Source organism: Bacillus sp. GW823-FHT06A10 (assembly GCF_058795375.1).
The window spans coordinates 2142712-2163042 of sequence record NZ_JBXAHT010000001.1; the positions used below are offsets into that span (position 1 = coordinate 2142712).

Annotated in this window: 18 protein-coding genes, 1 pseudogene and 3 other annotated features; of the genes and pseudogenes, 6 read left to right on the forward strand and 13 right to left on the reverse strand. The window is 34.6% G+C overall.

The window, feature by feature from the left end; translation table 11 throughout:
• Window positions 1-8: 8 nt before the first annotated feature.
• The 6 genes from aroA to AC1Q8M_RS10980 form a co-directional block, all read right to left on the reverse strand.
• Window positions 9-1298: a 3-phosphoshikimate 1-carboxyvinyltransferase gene (gene aroA / locus AC1Q8M_RS10955; RefSeq protein WP_098366109.1), complete on the reverse strand. Its 1290-nt coding sequence runs from the start codon at window positions 1296-1298 to the stop codon at window positions 9-11.
• A gap of 17 nt (window positions 1299-1315) precedes the next feature.
• A complete protein-coding gene (gene tyrA, locus AC1Q8M_RS10960; protein WP_001228148.1) occupies window positions 1316-2416 on the reverse strand; it encodes a prephenate dehydrogenase in 1101 nt (366 codons plus the stop codon).
• Window positions 2409-3509, reverse strand: coding sequence for a histidinol-phosphate transaminase (hisC, locus tag AC1Q8M_RS10965; protein WP_001197264.1), 1101 nt, complete (start codon window positions 3507-3509; stop codon window positions 2409-2411). Before hisC ends, tyrA begins: the two co-directional genes overlap by 8 nt.
• Window positions 3510-3527: 18 nt before the next feature.
• Window positions 3528-4700: a chorismate synthase gene (aroC, locus tag AC1Q8M_RS10970; RefSeq protein ID WP_001269431.1), complete on the reverse strand. Its 1173-nt coding sequence runs from the start codon at window positions 4698-4700 to the stop codon at window positions 3528-3530.
• 53 nt (window positions 4701-4753) lie between these two features.
• Window positions 4754-4973, reverse strand: a binding site (T-box leader).
• 9 nt (window positions 4974-4982) lie between these two features.
• Window positions 4983-6059, reverse strand: a complete 1077-nt coding sequence (locus AC1Q8M_RS10975) for a bifunctional 3-deoxy-7-phosphoheptulonate synthase/chorismate mutase (protein ID WP_001273575.1) — start codon at window positions 6057-6059, stop codon at window positions 4983-4985.
• A gap of 194 nt (window positions 6060-6253) precedes the next feature.
• Window positions 6254-6489 (reverse strand) — a binding site (T-box leader).
• A gap of 54 nt (window positions 6490-6543) precedes the next feature.
• Window positions 6544-6779, reverse strand: a binding site (T-box leader).
• A 107-nt stretch (window positions 6780-6886) separates the two neighbouring features.
• A complete protein-coding gene (locus AC1Q8M_RS10980) occupies window positions 6887-10369 on the reverse strand; it encodes a DUF4020 domain-containing protein (RefSeq protein WP_000265170.1) in 3483 nt (1160 codons plus the stop codon).
• 181 nt (window positions 10370-10550) lie between these two features.
• Here AC1Q8M_RS10980 and AC1Q8M_RS10985 point away from each other — a divergent pair, with 181 nt between their 5' ends.
• The gene (locus AC1Q8M_RS10985) at window positions 10551-10988 is read left to right on the forward strand and encodes a YndM family protein (RefSeq protein WP_000997702.1); all 438 of its coding nucleotides are present in this window, start codon (window positions 10551-10553) and stop codon (window positions 10986-10988) included.
• Between the two features lie 150 nt (window positions 10989-11138).
• On the opposite strand, the gene AC1Q8M_RS10990 is transcribed toward AC1Q8M_RS10985, so the two are convergent.
• Genes AC1Q8M_RS10990 through AC1Q8M_RS11000 form a run of 3 tightly spaced genes read right to left on the reverse strand, consistent with a single transcriptional unit; the run spans window position 11139 to window position 12569 of the window.
• Window positions 11139-11669 (reverse strand): cysteine hydrolase family protein, encoded by a 531-nt coding sequence (locus AC1Q8M_RS10990; RefSeq protein WP_000709530.1) that lies wholly within the window; start codon window positions 11667-11669, stop codon window positions 11139-11141.
• 42 nt (window positions 11670-11711) lie between these two features.
• Window positions 11712-12251, reverse strand: a complete 540-nt coding sequence (locus tag AC1Q8M_RS10995) for a GNAT family N-acetyltransferase (protein ID WP_098587727.1) — start codon at window positions 12249-12251, stop codon at window positions 11712-11714.
• A 12-nt stretch (window positions 12252-12263) separates the two neighbouring features.
• Window positions 12264-12569, reverse strand: coding sequence for a YfzA family protein (locus AC1Q8M_RS11000; protein ID WP_000502337.1), 306 nt, complete (start codon window positions 12567-12569; stop codon window positions 12264-12266).
• A 99-nt stretch (window positions 12570-12668) separates the two neighbouring features.
• On the opposite strand from AC1Q8M_RS11000, the gene AC1Q8M_RS11005 reads away from it, so the two are divergent.
• A complete protein-coding gene (locus AC1Q8M_RS11005) occupies window positions 12669-13193 on the forward strand; it encodes a kinase (RefSeq protein ID WP_000042586.1) in 525 nt (174 codons plus the stop codon).
• Between the two features lie 356 nt (window positions 13194-13549).
• On the opposite strand, the gene entB is transcribed toward AC1Q8M_RS11005, so the two are convergent.
• A complete protein-coding gene (entB, locus tag AC1Q8M_RS11010) occupies window positions 13550-14995 on the reverse strand; it encodes a cell wall-binding protein EntB (RefSeq protein WP_492334144.1) in 1446 nt (481 codons plus the stop codon).
• A gap of 213 nt (window positions 14996-15208) precedes the next feature.
• Window positions 15209-15700, reverse strand: a complete 492-nt coding sequence (locus AC1Q8M_RS11015) for a hypothetical protein (RefSeq protein ID WP_001071236.1) — start codon at window positions 15698-15700, stop codon at window positions 15209-15211.
• A gap of 97 nt (window positions 15701-15797) precedes the next feature.
• Between AC1Q8M_RS11015 and AC1Q8M_RS11020 the strand changes: the two are divergent.
• Window positions 15798-15950 (forward strand): annotated as a pseudogene (locus tag AC1Q8M_RS11020) (GNAT family N-acetyltransferase); the annotation flags it as partial.
• A gap of 155 nt (window positions 15951-16105) precedes the next feature.
• The gene (locus AC1Q8M_RS11025; protein ID WP_025117868.1) at window positions 16106-17443 is read left to right on the forward strand and encodes an FAD-binding oxidoreductase; all 1338 of its coding nucleotides are present in this window, start codon (window positions 16106-16108) and stop codon (window positions 17441-17443) included.
• 110 nt (window positions 17444-17553) lie between these two features.
• Here the strand turns inward: AC1Q8M_RS11025 and AC1Q8M_RS11030 are convergent, their stop codons facing one another.
• On the reverse strand, window positions 17554-18552 hold the full coding sequence (locus AC1Q8M_RS11030; RefSeq protein WP_000345239.1) for a hypothetical protein: 999 nt from the start codon (window positions 18550-18552) through the stop codon (window positions 17554-17556).
• Window positions 18542-19120 carry a sigma-70 family RNA polymerase sigma factor gene (locus tag AC1Q8M_RS11035; protein WP_098400293.1) on the reverse strand — a complete coding sequence of 193 codons (579 nt, stop codon included), beginning with the start codon at window positions 19118-19120 and terminating at the stop codon, window positions 18542-18544. The genes AC1Q8M_RS11030 and AC1Q8M_RS11035 overlap by 11 nt, the downstream gene beginning before the upstream one ends.
• Window positions 19121-19251: 131 nt before the next feature.
• Between AC1Q8M_RS11035 and AC1Q8M_RS11040 the strand changes: the two genes are divergently transcribed.
• Both AC1Q8M_RS11040 and AC1Q8M_RS11045 read left to right on the forward strand, forming a co-directional pair.
• A complete protein-coding gene (locus tag AC1Q8M_RS11040; protein WP_141549496.1) occupies window positions 19252-19734 on the forward strand; it encodes a hypothetical protein in 483 nt (160 codons plus the stop codon).
• Window positions 19735-19855: 121 nt separating this feature from the next.
• Window positions 19856-20206, forward strand: coding sequence for a hypothetical protein (locus AC1Q8M_RS11045; RefSeq protein ID WP_002094063.1), 351 nt, complete (start codon window positions 19856-19858; stop codon window positions 20204-20206).
• Window positions 20207-20331: the final 125 nt, after the last annotated feature.

Below are 20331 nucleotides of genomic sequence, written 5' to 3' on the forward strand. Positions count from 1 at the left end.
CATCCTTATTATTTAGCTAACTTTTGAAGTTCATCAAAGAATGTAGGATATGATACACCTACTGCTTCTGCATCTTCAATAATTGTTTTTCCTTCTGCCAGGCAGCCAGCAATCGCAAGCATCATTCCGATGCGATGATCACCATAACTATTTACTGTATTGCCTTTTAGAGCTGATTTTCCGTAAATGATCATGCCGTCATCAGTTGCTTCTATGCGAGCTCCTAGTTTCGTTAACTCAGCAACGACTGTATCAATACGATTTGTTTCTTTTACTTTTAATTCGTGTGCATCTTTAATTACTGTAATTCCTTCCGCTTGCGTTGCCGCTAATGCGATTACAGGAATCTCATCGATTAATCTAGGGATAATATCTCCGCCAATTTCAATTCCTTTTAATGAAGATGTTTCAATTGTAATATTTGCAGCTGGTTCTGATGCCCCTTCGTTAATTAGATCTACAGTGAACGTAGCACCCATTTTCTCTAAAACATCAATAATACCTGTACGAGTTGGATTCATTCCTACATTTTGTAATACTAGTTTACTATTTGGGATGATTGCACCTGCTACTAAGAAAAATGCTGCTGATGATACGTCACCTGGCACTTGAATGTCTGCTGCTGTTAATTTTTGTCCACCTGATAACTTCACTGTTTTCCCTTCGCGAGTTACTTTAACACCAAATGCTTCAAGCATTCTTTCCGTATGGTCGCGTGAAATATGTGGTTCTGTAACAGCTGTTACACCTTCTGCACGAAGACCTGCAAGTAAAATAGCTGACTTTACTTGTGCACTTGCAACAGGAGAAATATATTCAATTGCTTTTAAATCTCCGCCACGTATTGTTAGCGGTGTAAATGTTCCTTCTTCTCTGCCGTCAATGTTTGCACCCATTTGTTTTAATGGGTTTGTTACACGCTTCATCGGTCTTTTTGCGATAGACTCATCACCTTGTACGCAAGAGAAAAATGGTGTGTTAGCTAATATACCTGACATTAATCGAATTGTTGTACCAGAATTACCAACATCTAATACAGCTTTCGGTTCTTGTAAACCTTCTAATCCTTTACCAACTACAATAACTTCATCACCGTTTTGCGTAATTTCTACTCCCATTTCTTTAAAACATGAAATAGTACTTAAACAGTCTGCACCGGGCAAGAAACCTTTAATTGTTGTTTTCCCTTCTGCAATCGAACCGAACATAACAGCACGGTGTGAAATGGATTTATCACCTGGGATTGTAATATTGCCATTCAATCCGTTATTAACAGGTTGTATTGTTCTTTCTTTCACGTTTTTCACCTTCTCATTTAAATTGTTTCATAAGTTTGGTATTCTTCTTCTCCAAGCGCTAGCTTTGCTTTCATACGATCTTCTTCCCTTTGGAAACTAATACGTAATACCCCAAGCAGTCCTTCACGCGCTTCTAATATTTGCAAGTTCGTAATACTAATTTCCTCGCGCGCTAAAATACTCGTAATATGAGCCAATGCCCCCACCTTATCTAATACATCAACGTATAAGTCGTGATAGGCAGGAATTGCACCACTCTTTCTTACTGGTAAAGAATCACGGTATTCTTTCGCATCTGCAAAATAGTTTTGAATCTCGCCTGCATCTCCGGTAGAAACTGTCTTATATAAACCTTCCATTTCAGAGATCCACTCTTTTAATAATACCATTAAATGCTCTCGATTTTGCTTTACAATATCACTCCACATTTTAGGACTACTAGATGCGATACGTGTAATGTCTTTGAAACCTCCAGCAGCGAGTTGATGAATGAGCGGATTATCTCCTGCATGTTTCTCAACTTGCTTTACTAAACCTGCTGCGATAAGATGCGGGAAATGACTAACAATCCCTGTTACATAATCATGTTCTTCTGTATTTAAAACAAGAAAATGAGATCCTGTTCCTTTTAACCATACTTTAAGGTCTTCCACTTGTTCATTTGGTATATGATTCATCGGTGTTAAAATGTAAAATGCATTTTCAAATAAATGCGCCTTTGCGCTTTCAACTCCCGTTTTATGAGAACCCGCCATCGGATGTCCCCCAATGAAAGAAACTTCCTTTGAAAATAAAGCTTCCGCTTCGTTCATAATAGACCCTTTTGTACTACCAACATCAGTCACTATAACATCTTCTCGTAAACGGAATGACGCAAGTTTATGTAATAGCTTCTTCGTTTCTTCAACTGGAGAAGCAAAAATAATTAAATGTGCCTCTTCACATGCATGCTGTAAATCAACTGCTACTTCATCTACTACGTGTAATTCTTTTGCACGCTCTACTTGCTCTTTAAATATATCGTAACCTGTTAGCGTTACATCGTGCTCTTTCTTAATCGCTAATGCGAGAGAGCCTCCGATTAAACCAGTTCCAATTAAAACTACCTTTTTACGCATTTGCCTCATCTCGAGACTTTCTTTTTTTATTTTCAAAGTGTTGTTTTAACACTGAAATCACTCCTTCATTTTGCTCCCTTGTTCCGACTGTAATACGGACACCATTCGGGAACGGACGAATAATAAATCCTGCATGTGCACAAGCTTCATAAATCTCTCCTGCATTCTCAACTGGCAAGAAGATGAAATTTGTTTGTGATGGATAAAATGGAATTTCATTTTCCTTACAAAAGCTTTCGTATTGTTGTAATCCCTCTGTATTCACACGAACTATTTCCTCAATAAACTCATCGTCACCAAAAGCAATCGTCGCTGCTTTTTGCGCTAATGAAGATACGTTAAATGGCAAACGTACGACATTTAATTTCTCAATTAGCTCTTCCTGTCCGATCGCATATCCAACGCGGAAAGAAGCTAATCCGTATGCTTTAGAAAACGTTCTAAGTACAAGAATGTTTTTATGTTTTTCTAAAAGCGGTAATGTCTCAGGGAAATCTTTTGCTGTTACGTATTCATAGTACGCTTCATCAATGACAATTAACGTATTTTCACTAATGCCTTCAATAAATTGAGTTAATTTTTGCTCATTCACATATGTGCCCGTCGGGTTGTTCGGATTACAAATCCATACGATTTTCGTATTATTATTTACCGCTGACGAAATTTCGTCTAAATCGTATACACCGTTATTTAAAGGAATTTCTTTCACTTCACTGCCTTCAATAATTGCATGATGACGGTACTGCGGGAATGTTGCACCAGCCGTTACGATATTATCTCCTGCTTTAAGTACTGCACGGCTTATCATTTGAATGACTTCATCTAAACCACTACCACAAAGTACTTGTTCCATTTGCACATGCAACTTATCCGCGATTGTTTGACGGAGCGTCGTAGCACCTCCGTCAGGATATAAAGCATGTTCCAACCAAGATTTTTGCAACTCTTCTAAAACTCTCGGTGAACAACCGAATGGATTTTCATTCGATGCTAATTTCACAAACGAATGATCTCCGTACACTTCTTTCATTTGTTCTGGTGATTTACCTGGTTTATATGGTTGTAATGATGATAGTTGATCTTTTACTTGCACGTTAAACCCACCTTTTTATTAAAATTCTTTTGCGTAGTTATTGTGTTGCATAATGTTTTGTTTTAATAATTCCATACGATCTTTTCCGAATTGTTCGACTAGTGCATCTGCAAGTTCCCATGCTACAACAGATTCAGCTACTACACCCGCCGCTGGTACTGCGCAACTATCAGATCTTTCAATACTCGCTTGGAATGCTTCCTTCGTATCAATATCAACGCTTGCTAACGGTTTGTATAATGTAGGAATTGGCTTCATAACGCCTCTTACGACAATTGGCATACCTGTTGTCATACCGCCTTCTAAACCGCCGGCATTATTCGTTTTTCTCGTGTATCCTTTTTCTTCATCCCACAGAATTTCATCATGCACTTTACTTCCTGGTTGTCTTGCCGCTTCAAAACCTACGCCAATTTCAGCACCTTTAAATGCATTTATACTCATAATTGCACCAGCAAGTTTTGCATCTAATTTACGATCGTAATGAACGTAACTACCAACGCCAATTGGCATACCTTCTGCAATAACTTCCACAATACCACCGATTGAATCTCCGCTACTTTTTGCGTTGTCAATCGCATCCATCATTTCTTGCTCTACTTCTTTATCTAAACATCGAACTGGTGAGTTTTCAGTTATCGTTTGAATTTCTTCAATCGGTAAGTTTGAAATATGTTTTGCTTTTACTCCACCAATTTCAAGAACATGTCCTGCAATTTTTACGCCTAATTCGCTTAAAATTTGTTTTGCAACTGCACCAGCAGCTACACGAACTGTCGTTTCTCTTGCAGATGAGCGCTCTAATACGTTTCTTATATCACGATGACCATATTTAATTGCTCCATTTAAATCCGCATGTCCTGGACGTGGTTTTGTAATTGTACGTTTCATGTCTTTACTTTCTTTTTCAGAAATTGGCTCAGCACCCATTACTTTCGTCCAATGTTTGAAATCATCATTTTTTACGATTAACGTAATCGGTGATCCAAGTGTCATCCCGTGACGAACACCACTTACAATTTCAACTGTATCTGTTTCAATTTGCATGCGTCTTCCGCGTCCATGACCTTTTTGTCTTCTTAATAATTCTTTATTAATATGTTCCGCCGTAAGTGTCAAACCTGCTGGTACACCTTCTAAAATAACTGTTAACTGCGGTCCATGTGATTCTCCAGCTGTAATGTATCTCATTTCTCTTGCCCCTTTACTATTTTTTTGTACAAAAAAGTCCCTACTGAGCGCTCAGTAGGGACGATGTTTATCGCGGTACCACCCTAGTTGTAGACAACTGTCGTCTACCTCTCTTCTTCTTTAACGATCGTTTGACCGTCTTCCCCTCCATAAGTTGTCGAGAAAGATGCTCCAAGGCTGTAATTCATGCTTACCTTTGTACTGATTCACACCAGCCATCAGCTCTCTTTAACAGTGAGATAAGCACTACTGTTTCCTCTTCAACGCATATATGATATGGAATTAAGATAATTTATTTTTGAAACCTTTTAACTCATCCATGAATCTATGGAATTCTGGAATGTCCATTTGTTGTGCAGAATCTGACAATGCAACTGCTGGATCTGGATGAACTTCAGCCATTACTGCATCTGCGCCAATTGCAAGTGCCGCTTTCGCTGTTGGTAATAATAAATCTCTGCGTCCAGTTGAATGTGTTACATCAACGATAACTGGTAAATGTGTTTCTTTCTTTAAAATTGGTACTGCAGAAATGTCTAATGTGTTACGTGTTGCTCTTTCGTATGTGCGGATACCGCGCTCACAAAGAATAATTTGATCGTTACCTTGCGCAATGATGTATTCCGCTGCGTTAATGAACTCATCAATTGTTGCTGCTAATCCACGTTTTAATAATACTGGTTTGTTAACTTTACCTACAGCTCGTAATAAATCGAAGTTTTGCATGTTACGTGCGCCAACTTGAATTACATCAACGTAGTCTAATGCCATTTCAACATCGTTTGGATTTAAAATTTCACTAATAATTGCTAAGTCGAACTCGTCTGCTACTTGACGTAAAATTTGAAGTCCTTCTACTCCTAAACCTTGGAAATCGTATGGAGATGTTCTCGGTTTGAATGCACCACCGCGCATTAATTTTAAGCCTTGGTCTTTCATCGCTTGCCCTACTTGACGAACTTGCTCTAAGCTTTCTACTGCACAAGGTCCCATGATGAACGTTTGTGTTCCGTTTCCAATCAATTCACCTTTTACATCAACGATTGTATTTTCTTGTTTCTTTTTACGTGATACTAGTAACGCTTTACGGTTATCATCTTCTTGTAACTCTAAGCTTGCTTTGAAAATCGTTTTGAAAATATGTTGAACTGTTGATGTTTCGAATGGTCCTTCGTTATGCTCTGCAATCATATCAAGTACTTCACGCTCACGTACTGGATCAAAGCGTTTCGTGCCTTGTACTTGCTTTTGCTCTCCAATTTTTTGAACAATTTCACCACGTTTGTTTAAAAGGTGTAATAGTTGTAAGTTAATTTCATCTACCTGTTTACGTAATTGATCTAATTCATGATTTGCCATTTGGAAATCCTCCTCTAATGTTTTAAAAGTATAGTAAGAGAATAAAAAATTCTCTATTTTCTGAACTGACTAATTATACAAATTTATAGTGGAATCGATACCTCTTCTTATTTTAAACTAATAATTTGTACAAAGACATGAACTACTAGTTAAAAACCCACTTTTTTGTACAAAAAAGCCCTACTGATTCAATCAGTAGGGACGATATTTATCGCGGTACCACCCTAGTTGTAGACTTCTTTCGTCTACCTCTCTTCATTGTTAACGATCATCTGACCGTCTTTCCCTTCATAAAGACAATACTATCTTTACTACGAAAAAGATGCTCCAGGACTGTAATTCGCTCTTGTTTTTGTACTGGTTCGCACCAACCACCAGCTCTCTGTTACAGGGAAACAACAACTACTGCTTTTCCTTTCAATGCATGACTATTTTATTTTCAAGTTGGACCACTAAAATACAAAAAGTCCCTACTGAATAAATCAGTAGGGACGATATTTATCGCGGTACCACCCTAGTTGTAGACTAACTTTCCGTCTACCTCTCTTCACTGTTAACGATCAATTGACCGCTTTTTCCTCATAAAGACAAACTATCTTTATTACGAAAAAGATGCTCCAAGACTGTAATTCATGATTATCCCTGTACTGGTTCACACCAACCACCAGCTCTCTGTTACAGTAAGACTAACCACTACTGTGATCTCTTCATTGCACTTTGTTTATTCAAATGTTTTTGAAATTGAATAAGTATGATTCGTATTATAGAACGCTTTTCAAAACACTGTCAACAACTTTTTATATATTTTTTAATTTTCCACTTTCGTCCTATAGTTCTTCTTGTAAATCACCCATTACAATTCCTATGCGAATTATTTCGTTTTCTAGTAAATGTAAAACACATTCCTCTACTTCATACTGAACTAATAATTCTTTTATTTGTATGATTTCTTTTTCAAATAAAACGGCTTCTTGACATGTTTGTAGTAAAATAAAAAACACATTTGCAAACATTTCTTTATGCGCTTTCATACTTTCTTTTTTATGAAGCATTTCAATCAATAACTGCTTCATTTCCTCACCTGTACATTTACCATTTACACTTGAAAATGCACGAGACATAATATATAATCCTTTTTCTAATATTTCATCCATGTATAAAATAATACGTAAAAGCATTACATATTCTCTCGCTGTTATCTCACCCATTTTTGGTCGTTCTCGCAAAAATACACTGAGCCAAGCTGTCCAAAATTTTTGTTGTTCTTTTACACTTAATGTTTTGACGTAATAGCATAAAAACTGCATAAATTTAATTTTATTTTCTTCATTTTCTAGTATGAGTAAAGGGTATAACCAATCTGTTTTTTGCTCCCAATATAGTACACATTTAATAAATACAAAGCTAAGCCACTTCAAGAAAGCTTCCCTCGTATGCGGATGTAATACTTCCAAATGTTCTATCGCATACTTAATAAAACGCTTCATTTCTGTAAATAAAGGTAAATTTATTTGCGTGTAACATAAACCAGCCCATGCATATTCCGTAATTTCATTTTGTTTTTTTAAATCTAAGTATGGTAACAAATATTTTCGGCACCATTGCTTTTCAATATGATATAGAAATGTAATATCTGCTATTAAACGAGCAAACATAAAGTTTGTTCGTACTGAATTAACTCTTACTTGTTCTTCAAATAAAAATAAATATTCATATACATTACGATCGTATAAATGATCATATGATAACAACTTTAATAATACAGCCGTCATTTTTCCAACAGGATGCTGAATTGATTCATTGTAAAAATCTTGTTTTCCAAGCTTAAAATCCGTATCACTCTTCATAACTTGAGGAAACACTGAAAAAGCAAAGCGTTTTACAACACGTATACTATTCTCTTCTAACTCTTCTAGTCGATTACTAATTTCATATAGAAAACTACTAATTAACCAATGAAAAGCAGTATTTCTAACAAATTTCTGCAATAACGGAATAATTTTTTGGATTTGATCATTTGTCAATCCTCTGTTATTTCTCCATTCTCTAATACAAACAAACCATACTTCATTACTTATTTCTTGCACTCCTACTAATTGATATGCGAATGAAATACTCCACTCTGTATTCAATTTACATGCTTTTGATAACATCTCTAAAAAATGGCGTTGTTCAAAAACACCATCTTGCGAAAATTGCCGAACTTGCTTCATAATTTCAACATCTTTCAGCTGCAATAATCCGTCAGCTGTTACATTACAAGTAATACTTTGCGCTGCATCCTCTTTCTTTTGTACACTGTATCGTTCAGAATGAAAATGAGGATGCTTTTGCTTCATTAACTCATACCCATTTGCCGTAGATGGGCTATTTGAATCACACTTGAATAATAAGTCTAATACGAGACATGCATCAAATACCCTCTCTTCTGTAAGACGCTTTATTACAGTTCGAGTGACTTCTTCTTTTGTTTTTTCTAAACAATGTGAATAATGACTTTTTAAAAGTTGGAAAACTTCATGTTTATAAGTGAAATCTAAAAGAAGTCCTTCCTGTAACAACCATTTCATTTTGTCATCTACACGAACAAAAATATTTTTATTCATCGCATCAATTGCAATTCGCTTTTGAAGTACACTATTTGCTTCTATCATTTCTGTAATATAATAATCCGCTTTTTTCTCATTGTTTTCACATAAATAAGTTAGACACTCTTTTACAATTTGTATTAAAAATGCAAGATCATTTTGATGAAATTCTTTTTCTACATCTTCTTTATTTCTTTTTTTCAGTGCCGTTTGTCTTAACGACAACATTCTCAATTTTTCTAATCCAATCATCATAATTGGAACAGCATAATAGGCGATATATGGCCTCATCTTTTCATTCCAAATTTGCTCCACATGAGAAAATGTTGATACTGGTAAGCGACTCGATTCCTCGAGTTCTATTGCTTCTTGCGTATCATTTCCCCATTTTCTTACACGTTTCAACTTCAGCTTTCCGTCTAAAATAAAAGTTAGTAACAATAACGCAATTTCCTTATGCTCAGGAAAAGAACATTTTTGCAGTAACTTAGAAATCTTTTCTATAGAGCTACTATCTTTTTCAGCAGTTTCTAATAAAAGGAGTGTCCACCTGGCAAACAACAATGGGTCCATCTTACTCTTCGTTTCGTTTAAGTAGTTACAAATTGTTTTCCACAATAACGGTGATATTTTAGAATAGTTTTTATAAATTAATTGAAATAATTCTATCTGATGACTAAAAAGAAATTGTTCCACTAACCATTCTGCAAGTAATTCATCTACTTCATTATAGTTTGGCGTAAGCATAAACAAATTTTGTAATTTACCTTCTGCTTCTAACCATTCGACCCATTCATAATCGTGAGCAAATTCCACAAAGTAACGAACTGTTTCAATTTTTTTAATTGATTGCTTTATGTATGATAATTGTTCCTGTTCTACTGACGGGGGAACCGTTACAATATCCCGAATACGCATTCTTTTCGTAATATAATTATCACCCATTAATTCCGCCCAGCGTTTTACCGCTTTTACGAGAGATTGATGATTATTCACTTTATTCGGATACACAATCGGTCTTATCCCTAAATGTTCCCAGTGGTACGTATTTTCTCCTTGTGCGACAAAAGCAAATCGTCTTGTACTTGGTGGTAAACCAGTTGCTAAATATTTCATTACTGGGTCATTATGACTATATCCAACGAATAAAACGGTGTAATTTGAGAATAGATCGACTAAAAATCTTCTCGCCCAACCTTCTGTTAAATAAGCCCTTCCAAAATCACCGTCTGTTAAAATTAAAGCCTCTTTCTCCTGTTCTACATTACCATGTATATAAGCAAGACCTTTAAAAGCTCTCCCAGTCGGTAAAGCTGGAGCGTAATAAACATTGATATCTCTATTTATTTCTTTAATTGCAGTTGTAAAATGTTGATCAAAATTTGTTGTTACAATGCGGATATCTGTATCTAAAGGAAATAACCTTGGAATTGCATAATGCAATGGATTCGGTTTTGATTTCTCTATATGAACAAGATCTCTTGCGACTTGATGTACATCTTTTGTTTTCGCAATTTTACCAAGATAATAATCATGTGGTTCTGTTATTTCACGCTTTTCGACATATAACGTTTTTGCAATTTCATCAACTAAATCATCAAAATTCGGTAAGTTTGATTTCCCTTTCATAGAAACTCCCGCTCCAACAAATAACACTAATTTTCCTTGCTCAATGTGATCAATTAACTCATCTGGAATTTCTACTTCTGAAGTAATCCACATCCTGGATTCCCCCTTACCTAAAAATGTCATACACTCTCATTTTACTATAACATTTTTTCATTATTTTTATAATATTTAGACTAAATTCTAAACATGAAAAAGTTTTATGTAAATAAATCCGTTACAATGTATGAACTACAGAATTTATTGAAAAACTATGTATAAATCGGAGGTGTAAATTTTGAATGATTTCACAGTAGTGCTTATCAAGTTTATATCGTGCATTATCGCATTTAGCATTGGGCTTGCTTTATTTTTCCCTGCAACGTTTGTTCAAATTATTTCATTCAGTCTCTTTGTTACAATCGTATCCTACATGTTCGTTGATAAAATTATTTTAAATCGAATTGGCAATACTGGTGCCATTATGTCGGATTTCTTATTAACATATTTAAGCGTATGGATTTTCGGTAATATTTTATTAGACAACTATATGCAAATTGCATGGGGGAGTATCCTTTCTGCCATCGTCTTCACTTTATCTGAAGTAATCGTTCATCGCTTCTCTAACTCTCATACAAGGCACAACAATGATAACATTCGTATTAATCGCCGCTTTGCATATGGTACGGAGTTTGCTGAAGAACAAAATATATTGGATAAAGACAAGAAGAAGTAACATTTTAATGCAGGAGCGCCCTTTTTAATTATGTGGTGCTCCTTTATTGTATATTTTTATTATGGTACGTGAAATTATATAAACGATTATTTCAAAATATCGACTTACCAACAATATTTGACGCTATTTTTCTAATAAAAAAACTGCCTCTTATTTAGAGGCAGCCACTTTCAAGTCTTTTAATGCAACAACATCCGCAAACGCTCCCAATACTGCGTTATGATGTTTCACAATATCTTCAGCACGTAACACTTCTGCATCAAATGTACTATGCGCATCACTAACTAACGTTACTTTATATCCTTCACTACATGCTCTGCGCGTTGTCGTATCTACACAATACTCTGTTTGCATTCCCGAAAGAATAACGTGTTCAATTCCTTTCTCTTGTAACACTTCGCTTAAGTTTGTCTTATGGAATGAATCTGGCGTCGTCTTTTCAACAATATCATCCCCTTCTTGCGGAGCGATGGTCGGATGGATTCGCCATCCATCCGTACCTTTTTCTAACGGATTGTCTTTAGGACCATTATGTTGGACATAAATAACTGGAATATCATTTGAACGACATTCCCCAATAAGCTCTTGCAATGTTTGTAAAAATTTTTCCCCATTATGTACTGGCATTCCAGCTGTATACATACCCGCTTGTACATCAATTACGATTAATGCTTTTTTCATTTTCCACAGCTACCTTCGTTTATATAAGCCATTTCATATTCATTATAATTGTTTATATTCCATCATCCAACAATCTTCTAGTTTCCCCTCATGCAGCTCATGTTCCTTTAAAATCTTTACTTTTTTAAATCCGCATTTTTCATAACACTTTATCGCTCGTTCATTATTTACTTTCGGATCCATTGCGATTGCTTCTGCTCCCATTTCACCCATAATGTATGTAATTGCTGCCTGAACGAGTTTTTGTCCAATTCCTTTTCCCCAATAGGCTGGTTCACCGATAAATTGATCCATTCCCCATACATTTTGTGATTCTTTATAGCCATATATCGCTTTCCACTCTGAATCAACTGGGTACATTTGTATGTAACCAATCGGAACGGTATCAAATTCTATTAAACATCTTTTTTCATTATTGTTTGGATTATGTATAAAATGATCAAGCACCTTTTCTACAGATTGCGGATTATCTCGTCCTTCGTAATACTGCGGGACTTCTGGGTCCGTTAACCATTTAGAAATAATAGATACATCATCTTCCATTACGTATCTAATCAATAACCCTTCTTTTTGAAATAGCATATTATACCTCTATTATTCTTTTATATTTTTTCTTGATATTATATCTTTCATTGCACCTACTAATGCATATGGTAGTAATGTAATCGCAAAAAATGCTGTAAATACGTTAAATTGCGGGATTGTATAGAGTGTGAACCATTCAGTGAAAAATTGAGAATTTAATATTCTATTAAAAAACTCTCCGCCTGGCCTAAAGTTTGGTGCCCACGCAGTTATTTCACACAAAATAAACAGTAACTGAACAATAAAAAATGCCCCTAGATAACGAAACCAAGTCCGTTTCCATATAGGTTGTGCATTTTTTAATATATCCCCCATCTAATCCCCTCCTTAAATATCCATCATATTAATTATACACTTTCCTCACTTTATTTGTTAAAATTTTCTATATAATTAATACCGTTGGGGGAATACATTATGTCTAAACCTATACTTACATCCACTTTAATCATTCTTAGAGGAAACTCCGCAAGTGGTAAAACAACGATTGCAAAGCAACTACAAGAACATTTCGGACAAGGTACACTTTTAGTATCACAGGATGTTGTGCGTAGAGATATGCTTAGAGTACACGACACAATGGGTAATTTATCACATGATTTACTATTTGAAATTACAAAGTACGGAAAAGGAAAATGTGAATTTATTATTTTAGAAGGTATATTGGACAGTCGTAGGTATGGTGAGATGTTAAAAGAATTAATTCGTTATTTTGATGAAAATGCATTTACATATTATTTTGATTTATCATTAGAGGAAACTATTAGACGACATAACACAAGGGACAAACGATATGAATTTGGTGAAGATTCCCTCCAAAAATGGTATAATCCGCACGATACAATTGAGGTTTCCAGAGAAACTATTTTTACAGATAACTTTACGCAAAAAGATATATTTGATGCGATTCTTAATGATGTTGCGATACAAAAACAAGACTAATATAATATGTTAGTCTTGTTATGTACTTTGTGTTTCCGTTTTTATAATTGAACAATCTTTACATAAATAATAGTATATATTCATTTCCCCAAACTGGAAATCAACTACTGAAATAAGTCCGCGTTCCTCGATATCTTGTGTAATTGTAGCAACATACTATTCTTCTCTACTTCTCAATAACCTTCTGTTCTACTTCCTTACCTCATTCTTAATAGTTTTTCTAAACATGAGACAATTTTTATGTTTTATTACAGGTTTATTAATAAGTCATTTAAAAATCCTATTATACTTCCACTAAAAAAATAAAAGCCAGCCTCAATAAAGAGAACTGACTTCTATTTAGATCATTATAGTTACTATAAAATTTTTACTTTAACAGTTTTTCTTCCCCAATTCATAGCTTTACTTTTTGACCCCATTAATACATCAATACGATTACCTTTAATTGCGCTTCCAGTATCACCAGCGATAGCTTCTCCATAACCTTCTACCCATACTTTAGATCCTAATGGGATTACTTTCGGGTCAACTGCGATAATTCTCATATTCGGATTTGCCGTTAAATCATGCCCCATCGCAGTTAAAACGCGTCCACCATATGTACCATTTTCACTTGGATCAGCAGTATACGCTGTCGCTACTACCGTTAATTCACGTTTAGCAGACTGTATATTGTTTTTTGATACTTCTTTCGCTCTCTCTTCTTCTTTTGCTTTTGCTATTTCTCTTGCTCTCTCTTCTTCTTTTGCTTTTGCTATTTCTTTTGCTTTCTCTTCTTCTTTAGCTCTTGCTATTTCTCTTGCTTTCTCTTCTTCTTTAGCTCTTGCTATTTCTCTTGCTTTCTCTTCTTCTTTTGCTTTTGCTATTTCTCTTGCTCTCTCTTCTTCTTTTGCTTTTGCTATTTCTCTTGCTTTCTCTTCTTCTTTAGCTTTTGCTATTTCTTGTGCTTTTTCTTCTTTAGCTTTTGCTATTTCTTGCACTTTTTCTTCTTCTTTAGCTTTTACTTCTTCTTTAACTTTTGCCTCTTCTTTAGGCTTTACTATTTCTTGCGCTTTCGGTTCTTCTTTAACTTTTACTTCTTCTTTAACTTTTGCCTCTTCTTTAGGCTTTACCATTTCTTGCGCTTTCGGTTCTTCTTTAACTTTTACTTCTTCTTTGACTTTTGCCTCTTCTTTAGGCTTTACTATTTCTTGCGCTTTCGGTTCTTCTTTAACTTTTACTTCTTCTTTAGGCTTTACTATTTCTTGTGCTTTCGTTGTTTCTTTCACTTTTGCTACTTTCTGCGTCTTTACTTCTTTCTTTTCTTTAACTGATTTTTGTACTTTCGTTACTTGCTTTGCTTTCTCTTCAGTTTTCTTTTCAGTTGGTGCTGTACTTGATAGGAAAGAAACGTTGGCATAAGCAGTTTTTCCTTTATACTCAAATTGCAGCCATCCGTCTTTTACTTGATGCGTTGATTCAATTACATCATCTTTTTTTAGTCTGCCAAGAATTTCTGAATCTGTGTTTGCTTCGGTACGTACATTTAACAAATTCGCAGTTACATGATACACATCTTTTGTAAACTCCGAACTTACAAACACTTCTTTACCGTTCAATTCAATTTTTGACCAGCCATCTTCGGTATTTATGACTTTTAACTCTTGCCCATTCTTTACTTTTTCGACCACTTTTGATTCTGTAGTCGGTTTTTCACGTACGTTAAGTACATCTGCTGTTACGATTGTTTCTGCGGTAGCGGTTGTGGTAAACGCCCCCAATCCAAAAATAGTTGCTGTTGCTGCGCCAATTACTTTTTTCATATTAGCCTCCATTATATTTTTTTGAATTTTATCAAATGTCTCTGTAAAATTGTATAATTTTACATAATATCAAAACATTTGCAACAGTATATTAATACGGCTTAATATACTGTTATTAAAACTCCTCACTTCAATACTAACAAATTCTTATTTCTAATTCTATATATTATAAATCTCCTTATCTTTTATAAAAGCCTCATGCCCTTCTTCACACTAAATAGTTGTTGCAATTCCCGCCAAAAATAAACTTACGATTGCTAAAATTTGAGTAGCGACTATAGCCCCTCTTAAATGAAACTTATAATCTTTATATCCTTTCATACCTGCCGTACTAGGAATCACAACAAACCTTGGAGTAATCCAGCAAAAAATTAGCCAATCAATTATAAGTAAATCTACTAAATTGAAAATCATTAAAATACCAAAAGTGTGTAAATAAGCATCCATATACATTAATTTTTCATGCTTATGTAATATATATGTAGAAACGAAAGGACAACCGAAAAGAATAGCATTGTATACAATATTAAAGTAAATGGTTTGCTTTTTTTCATGAATCGATTTTGGAAAAACTACTTTTTGAATATCTTTCGGATAATCAGTTAATGAAAGTCGAGGATTATAATATAAGGACCCTAAAATCATTACGGATAGTACAATAGACATGATGACACCAACGTACATCATTTGCTCAAATTGATTCATATGCTTCATTCACCCTTTTCTGTAATTACTATGTTAATCATTCACTTAATTACACATTGTATGTACGTACATAATCAAAAATTAACATCTAGCTTTAATAGTGAAGCAAACAGATGTAAACCTACTAAAAGCAATGATCGATCCAAATAATATCCCTTCTCGCAAAATTTTACTAAGCGTAGGTTTTACATCGGAGAAAGTTTGTGAGATTGATGGATTACCTGGGGAAATTTTGAGCACATACATATAATTACAAAAAGGCAGTGCTACTTAAGTAGCACTGCCTTTTTCTTTATTGGAATAATCCTTTTCCTTTATTCATTTACTTATAAAGTATTGTCAGTTCTTCTTTATGTTCTGTATTTCCACATTATAAATATTTCACGTCAAGGAGAGATGACTGAAATGAATAATCAAAAAATTGAACTTACTGGTCGTATCGTTACACCTAATGATCCTGATTATAATTCAGCGCGTGAAGAATTCAATACATTCTTCAACAAATTTCCGTTAATCATTATTTTTGCTCAAAATACGCAGGATGTAGTAAACGCTGTTCGCTGGTCAAGGCTACATAACGTTCCTATACGCATGCGCTCTGGACGTCATAATTATGAGGCATTATCCGTCAGTAATGCTGGTCTTGTAATTGATGTAAGTGAAATGAAGCAATTAGAAATAGATCACAATAATGGAACTGTAACTATCGGGACTGGATGGAGAAATATTTCTTTAATTGAAACACTTGCAGCTGAAGGATTAGTTGTGCCGAGTGGTGTTTGTCCTACTCCCGGGATTGCAGGTGTTACTTTAGGTGGCGGACATAGTATTCTCTCTCGTCCGTTTGGATTAACTCTCGATCATTTACTTGAATTAGAAATGGTAGACGCGAATGGTTGTATAATACGCGCTAACGCCAAGTGTAACTCCGATCTCTATTGGGCTTCGCGCGGTGCTGGTGGTGGTAACTTTGGAATATGTACTTCGTTTAAGTTTCGAACACATAAAATTAATACGGTAGGATTTGCAGAAATAAGCTGGGGGATATCAGATTTAAAACCTGTATTAACCTCTTGGCAAGAATATACGCTACCTTGCGCTAATAAACGACTTACAACTACTCTTTTTATGTCTGCAGGATTAGAACCATCATTATTAATGCAAGGTGTATTTCTCGGTTCTGTACAAGAATTGCAGTCGCTACTACAGCCATTACTAGAAGCCGGTTCACCACTGCAAGTAACTATCGAAGAAATACCATGGGCAGAAGCAGCAGCGAAAATAGCTGAGAAGCAACCTGCAACACCTTTACCATTTAAAAGTGTTGGTCCATATGTATATGAACTATTACCAGAAGAAGGACTATCCATTATCGATCACTTTATTAATAATGCACCTCCCTTTTCCACCACCTCCGTATTTTTCCACGGATTAGGCGGTGCTGTTGCTGAGGTGCCAAATGAGGCGACTGCTTACTTTTACCGAAAAGCACTATCAAACATGTCAATATTCGCTACTTGGGGGCAACCAGAAGGTGCTGGTGGAAGTATTCGATGGGTTGAAGATTTCCGTTTGGCAATGCTCCCCTTTACAAAAGGTGTCTACGTTAATACGCCTGACCTTTCCATTAAAAATTGGCCAGATGCATACTTCAGTTGCAACTTTGACCGATTAATGGAAGTAAAAGCGAAATATGATCCGAAAAATGTCTTTAACTTTCCGCAAAGTATTCCGCTTTTTTAAACTATATACTCCACCTAATCTATCTAAATGCAAAACATCCATTTAAAAAAATGGATGTTTTGTAAAAGTAAATTTACATAATATAATTATCGATCACTTATACCAAATAACTATTCAATCACCGAAAGTAAAACTTTCTCAAGCTCTTTTTTAGACAACATACTATCATTTATATACACTTGATATGCATTTCTTCCTTCCCTTGCTGGCACAACTATTTTCATAGCCCGTACATGCGATTCTTTATACTCACCGAATGTAACGTTATAGCCATTTAATTTATATTTCTTTATATCTCCAGTAAAATTAGGTCCTCTTTCAGATGGTTTATCAAATGGTCTATCAATAAAGTAATCTTTATATTCTTCTTCAACAATTTCTAATTGATGAATTGTAAAACCTAATTCTGCATCTGAAGTATGTGGCTGTTTTTTTACATTTTGATTTTCATATCTCATCGTAATAAGCGGCATAGGTTTTCCTAGTGTTGCTTCAGCTTTTACCTCTTCAAATACTAATTGATGTCCAACCGGAATATATGTTGGATGCTTGATTGGAAAACCAGTTATTTGTTCAGCTTGTTCAAATGTATAGGTAAAATGTTGATCTATTCTTTCTTCATATGTATGTAATTGTTCCATTACCGCTCTTTCTCTCATTTCTTCATCAGCATTTAGACGATTTGTAGCTGTATATTGTCTCTCACCATTCTCTACGACACTTACTTTTTTATAAAAATAGTACGATTCCTGTAATAAAGTTACATACTTATCAAAATCCTTTTCTGTAAATATACTTTTAGCAATTTCTATACGTTCCATTACACCATTATAACCATCCTCAGTCATTCCCATATCTTGTCTTGCTTTTTCTGGTGTCCCTACAATTTTATCCATTAATGTTGTACCTGCAAAAGTACCGGTCGGTATTAAAATTGCCGCAGCTACAAATCCAAGCAATAATTTTTTCTTCATAGAAATCTTCCTTTTTATTTTCGACAGTTGGTATTTATAAAAAGAGTTTTTCACTTGATTATCTAGATTTGGAGACGGGTCTAGACTCTCTGCTTTTCTTTTTAGTTCATTCGTTACATATCTCTCAAAATCCATTTACTTCTTCCTCCCTTTCGTTTGGCATTTGTTCCATTTCCATTCTTAATCGTTTTAGTGCTGTGTGTAGTCGAGATTTCACTGTACCAATAGGGATTTGAAGAAGTGTAGCAATTTCATCCAAGCTATATTCATGGAAGTAACGCATAATAACTACTTCACGATGTTTATAAGATAAGTTTTGTACAACTTCTACTAATTCACTTCGTGTTTCTTTATGTAAAATAGCTTCATCCATTATGTAAGACCGATCTTGTTCATACATTTTCTTCTTTTCAAAGATTCGAAATCGTCGCCACGATTTACGACGCCAATCCTGTACTTCCTTGACAACTAGTCCATGTAACCAAAAACGAAATGAACGATTTATATCATAGTTTGTTATGGACTTCCACATATTGATGTACACTTCATTAACTATATCGTCTACATCTTGGTTTTGACTTCCTACTAAAAATACTACTGTTCTATAAATATCTTTACATGTATATTCATAAATAATCTGAAAGGCTTCTTGGTCCCCAGACCCCATTTTATATAGCCATTCCTTTAATTGTACTTCATCCAAAGCTCCATTCCCCTCTCATGATCTTTCACACTATATTCGCTCGTTTTTCACAAAAGGTTCATTTTACATGAAAATTTATTTATTACAATAAAAATATAAGGTATATTTTTATGAAAAGGAGGAATTCAAGAATGAATACAGAGGATAAAATTTACGCTGAAAAAGTGTTAAAAAATCTCTTTATCGGATCACAAGTTGATGGATTACAATTTGGTATTTCTTCAGGCGCTATAAAGATTCATTTCACAAACTTTCACGACTCCGTTGATTATGACGAGCAATTATATATCAATATCGAATCAAAATGGTGTTTATTTAATAAACCTCAAAAAAGATACCCAATAAATGAAGATGAATTTGAAGATTCTTCTGTGGAAGAAGAATATGAGAGAATATTTAAGATAAGAAGACAAAAAGTTACCGATATACAACTCGGCTTAGAAAGCCCTCATTTAATTATTAATTTGGAGAGCGGACAAATTATTTTTGTAAATGGTTTTCATGATTATTATGAATGTTGGCAAGCTGGTGTCCTATGTGAGCAATGGCTTGTAGTCGCTGCACCTGGGAATGAAATCGTCACTTGGACTCCTGATGAGTTTATCGATAAATAAACTGTTTTCACGAAGAAAAACCGAAAATATTTTATGAACTACATAACTATTTCTATTACACTTAAACGAATAGACATTTTACTTTAATAGAAATCATTTTATTAAATTTGAAAGGATAATAATGATGGCATGTGTCCATGATTTTGGAATAATTGACGAATTTAATTCTCAAAAAAGTTACAATGATTATACACCAGAGAAATATCATTGTATTTCTGTTAATGATGATATTATCAGTAGTTTAAATCAAAATTTATCAATTATGAAAACTTACTTTCATACAGTCAAAAATCAGGAATACGGTTTAGCTTATTGTGGTATTACAATTATCCCTCCTGAATCTTTAGCAATTTTCTATGAAACAGTTACATCTTCAAAGTTCCTCAGAAAATCTGATGAGCTGAATGAGTTAGCTTCAAAAATTGTACAAGCTGCAGCAGAACAGAAGTACATGATCCATTATGGGGTTTAAATGTAATTCAAAAAATGCTTAGGATTTCTCCGAAGCATTTTTTGTATGTTACTAATACATTTATTCCTTAACCATTTAGTCAATGCTTGAGCCTATGGTCCCTTCTTTTACAAGTGAGGGCGCCC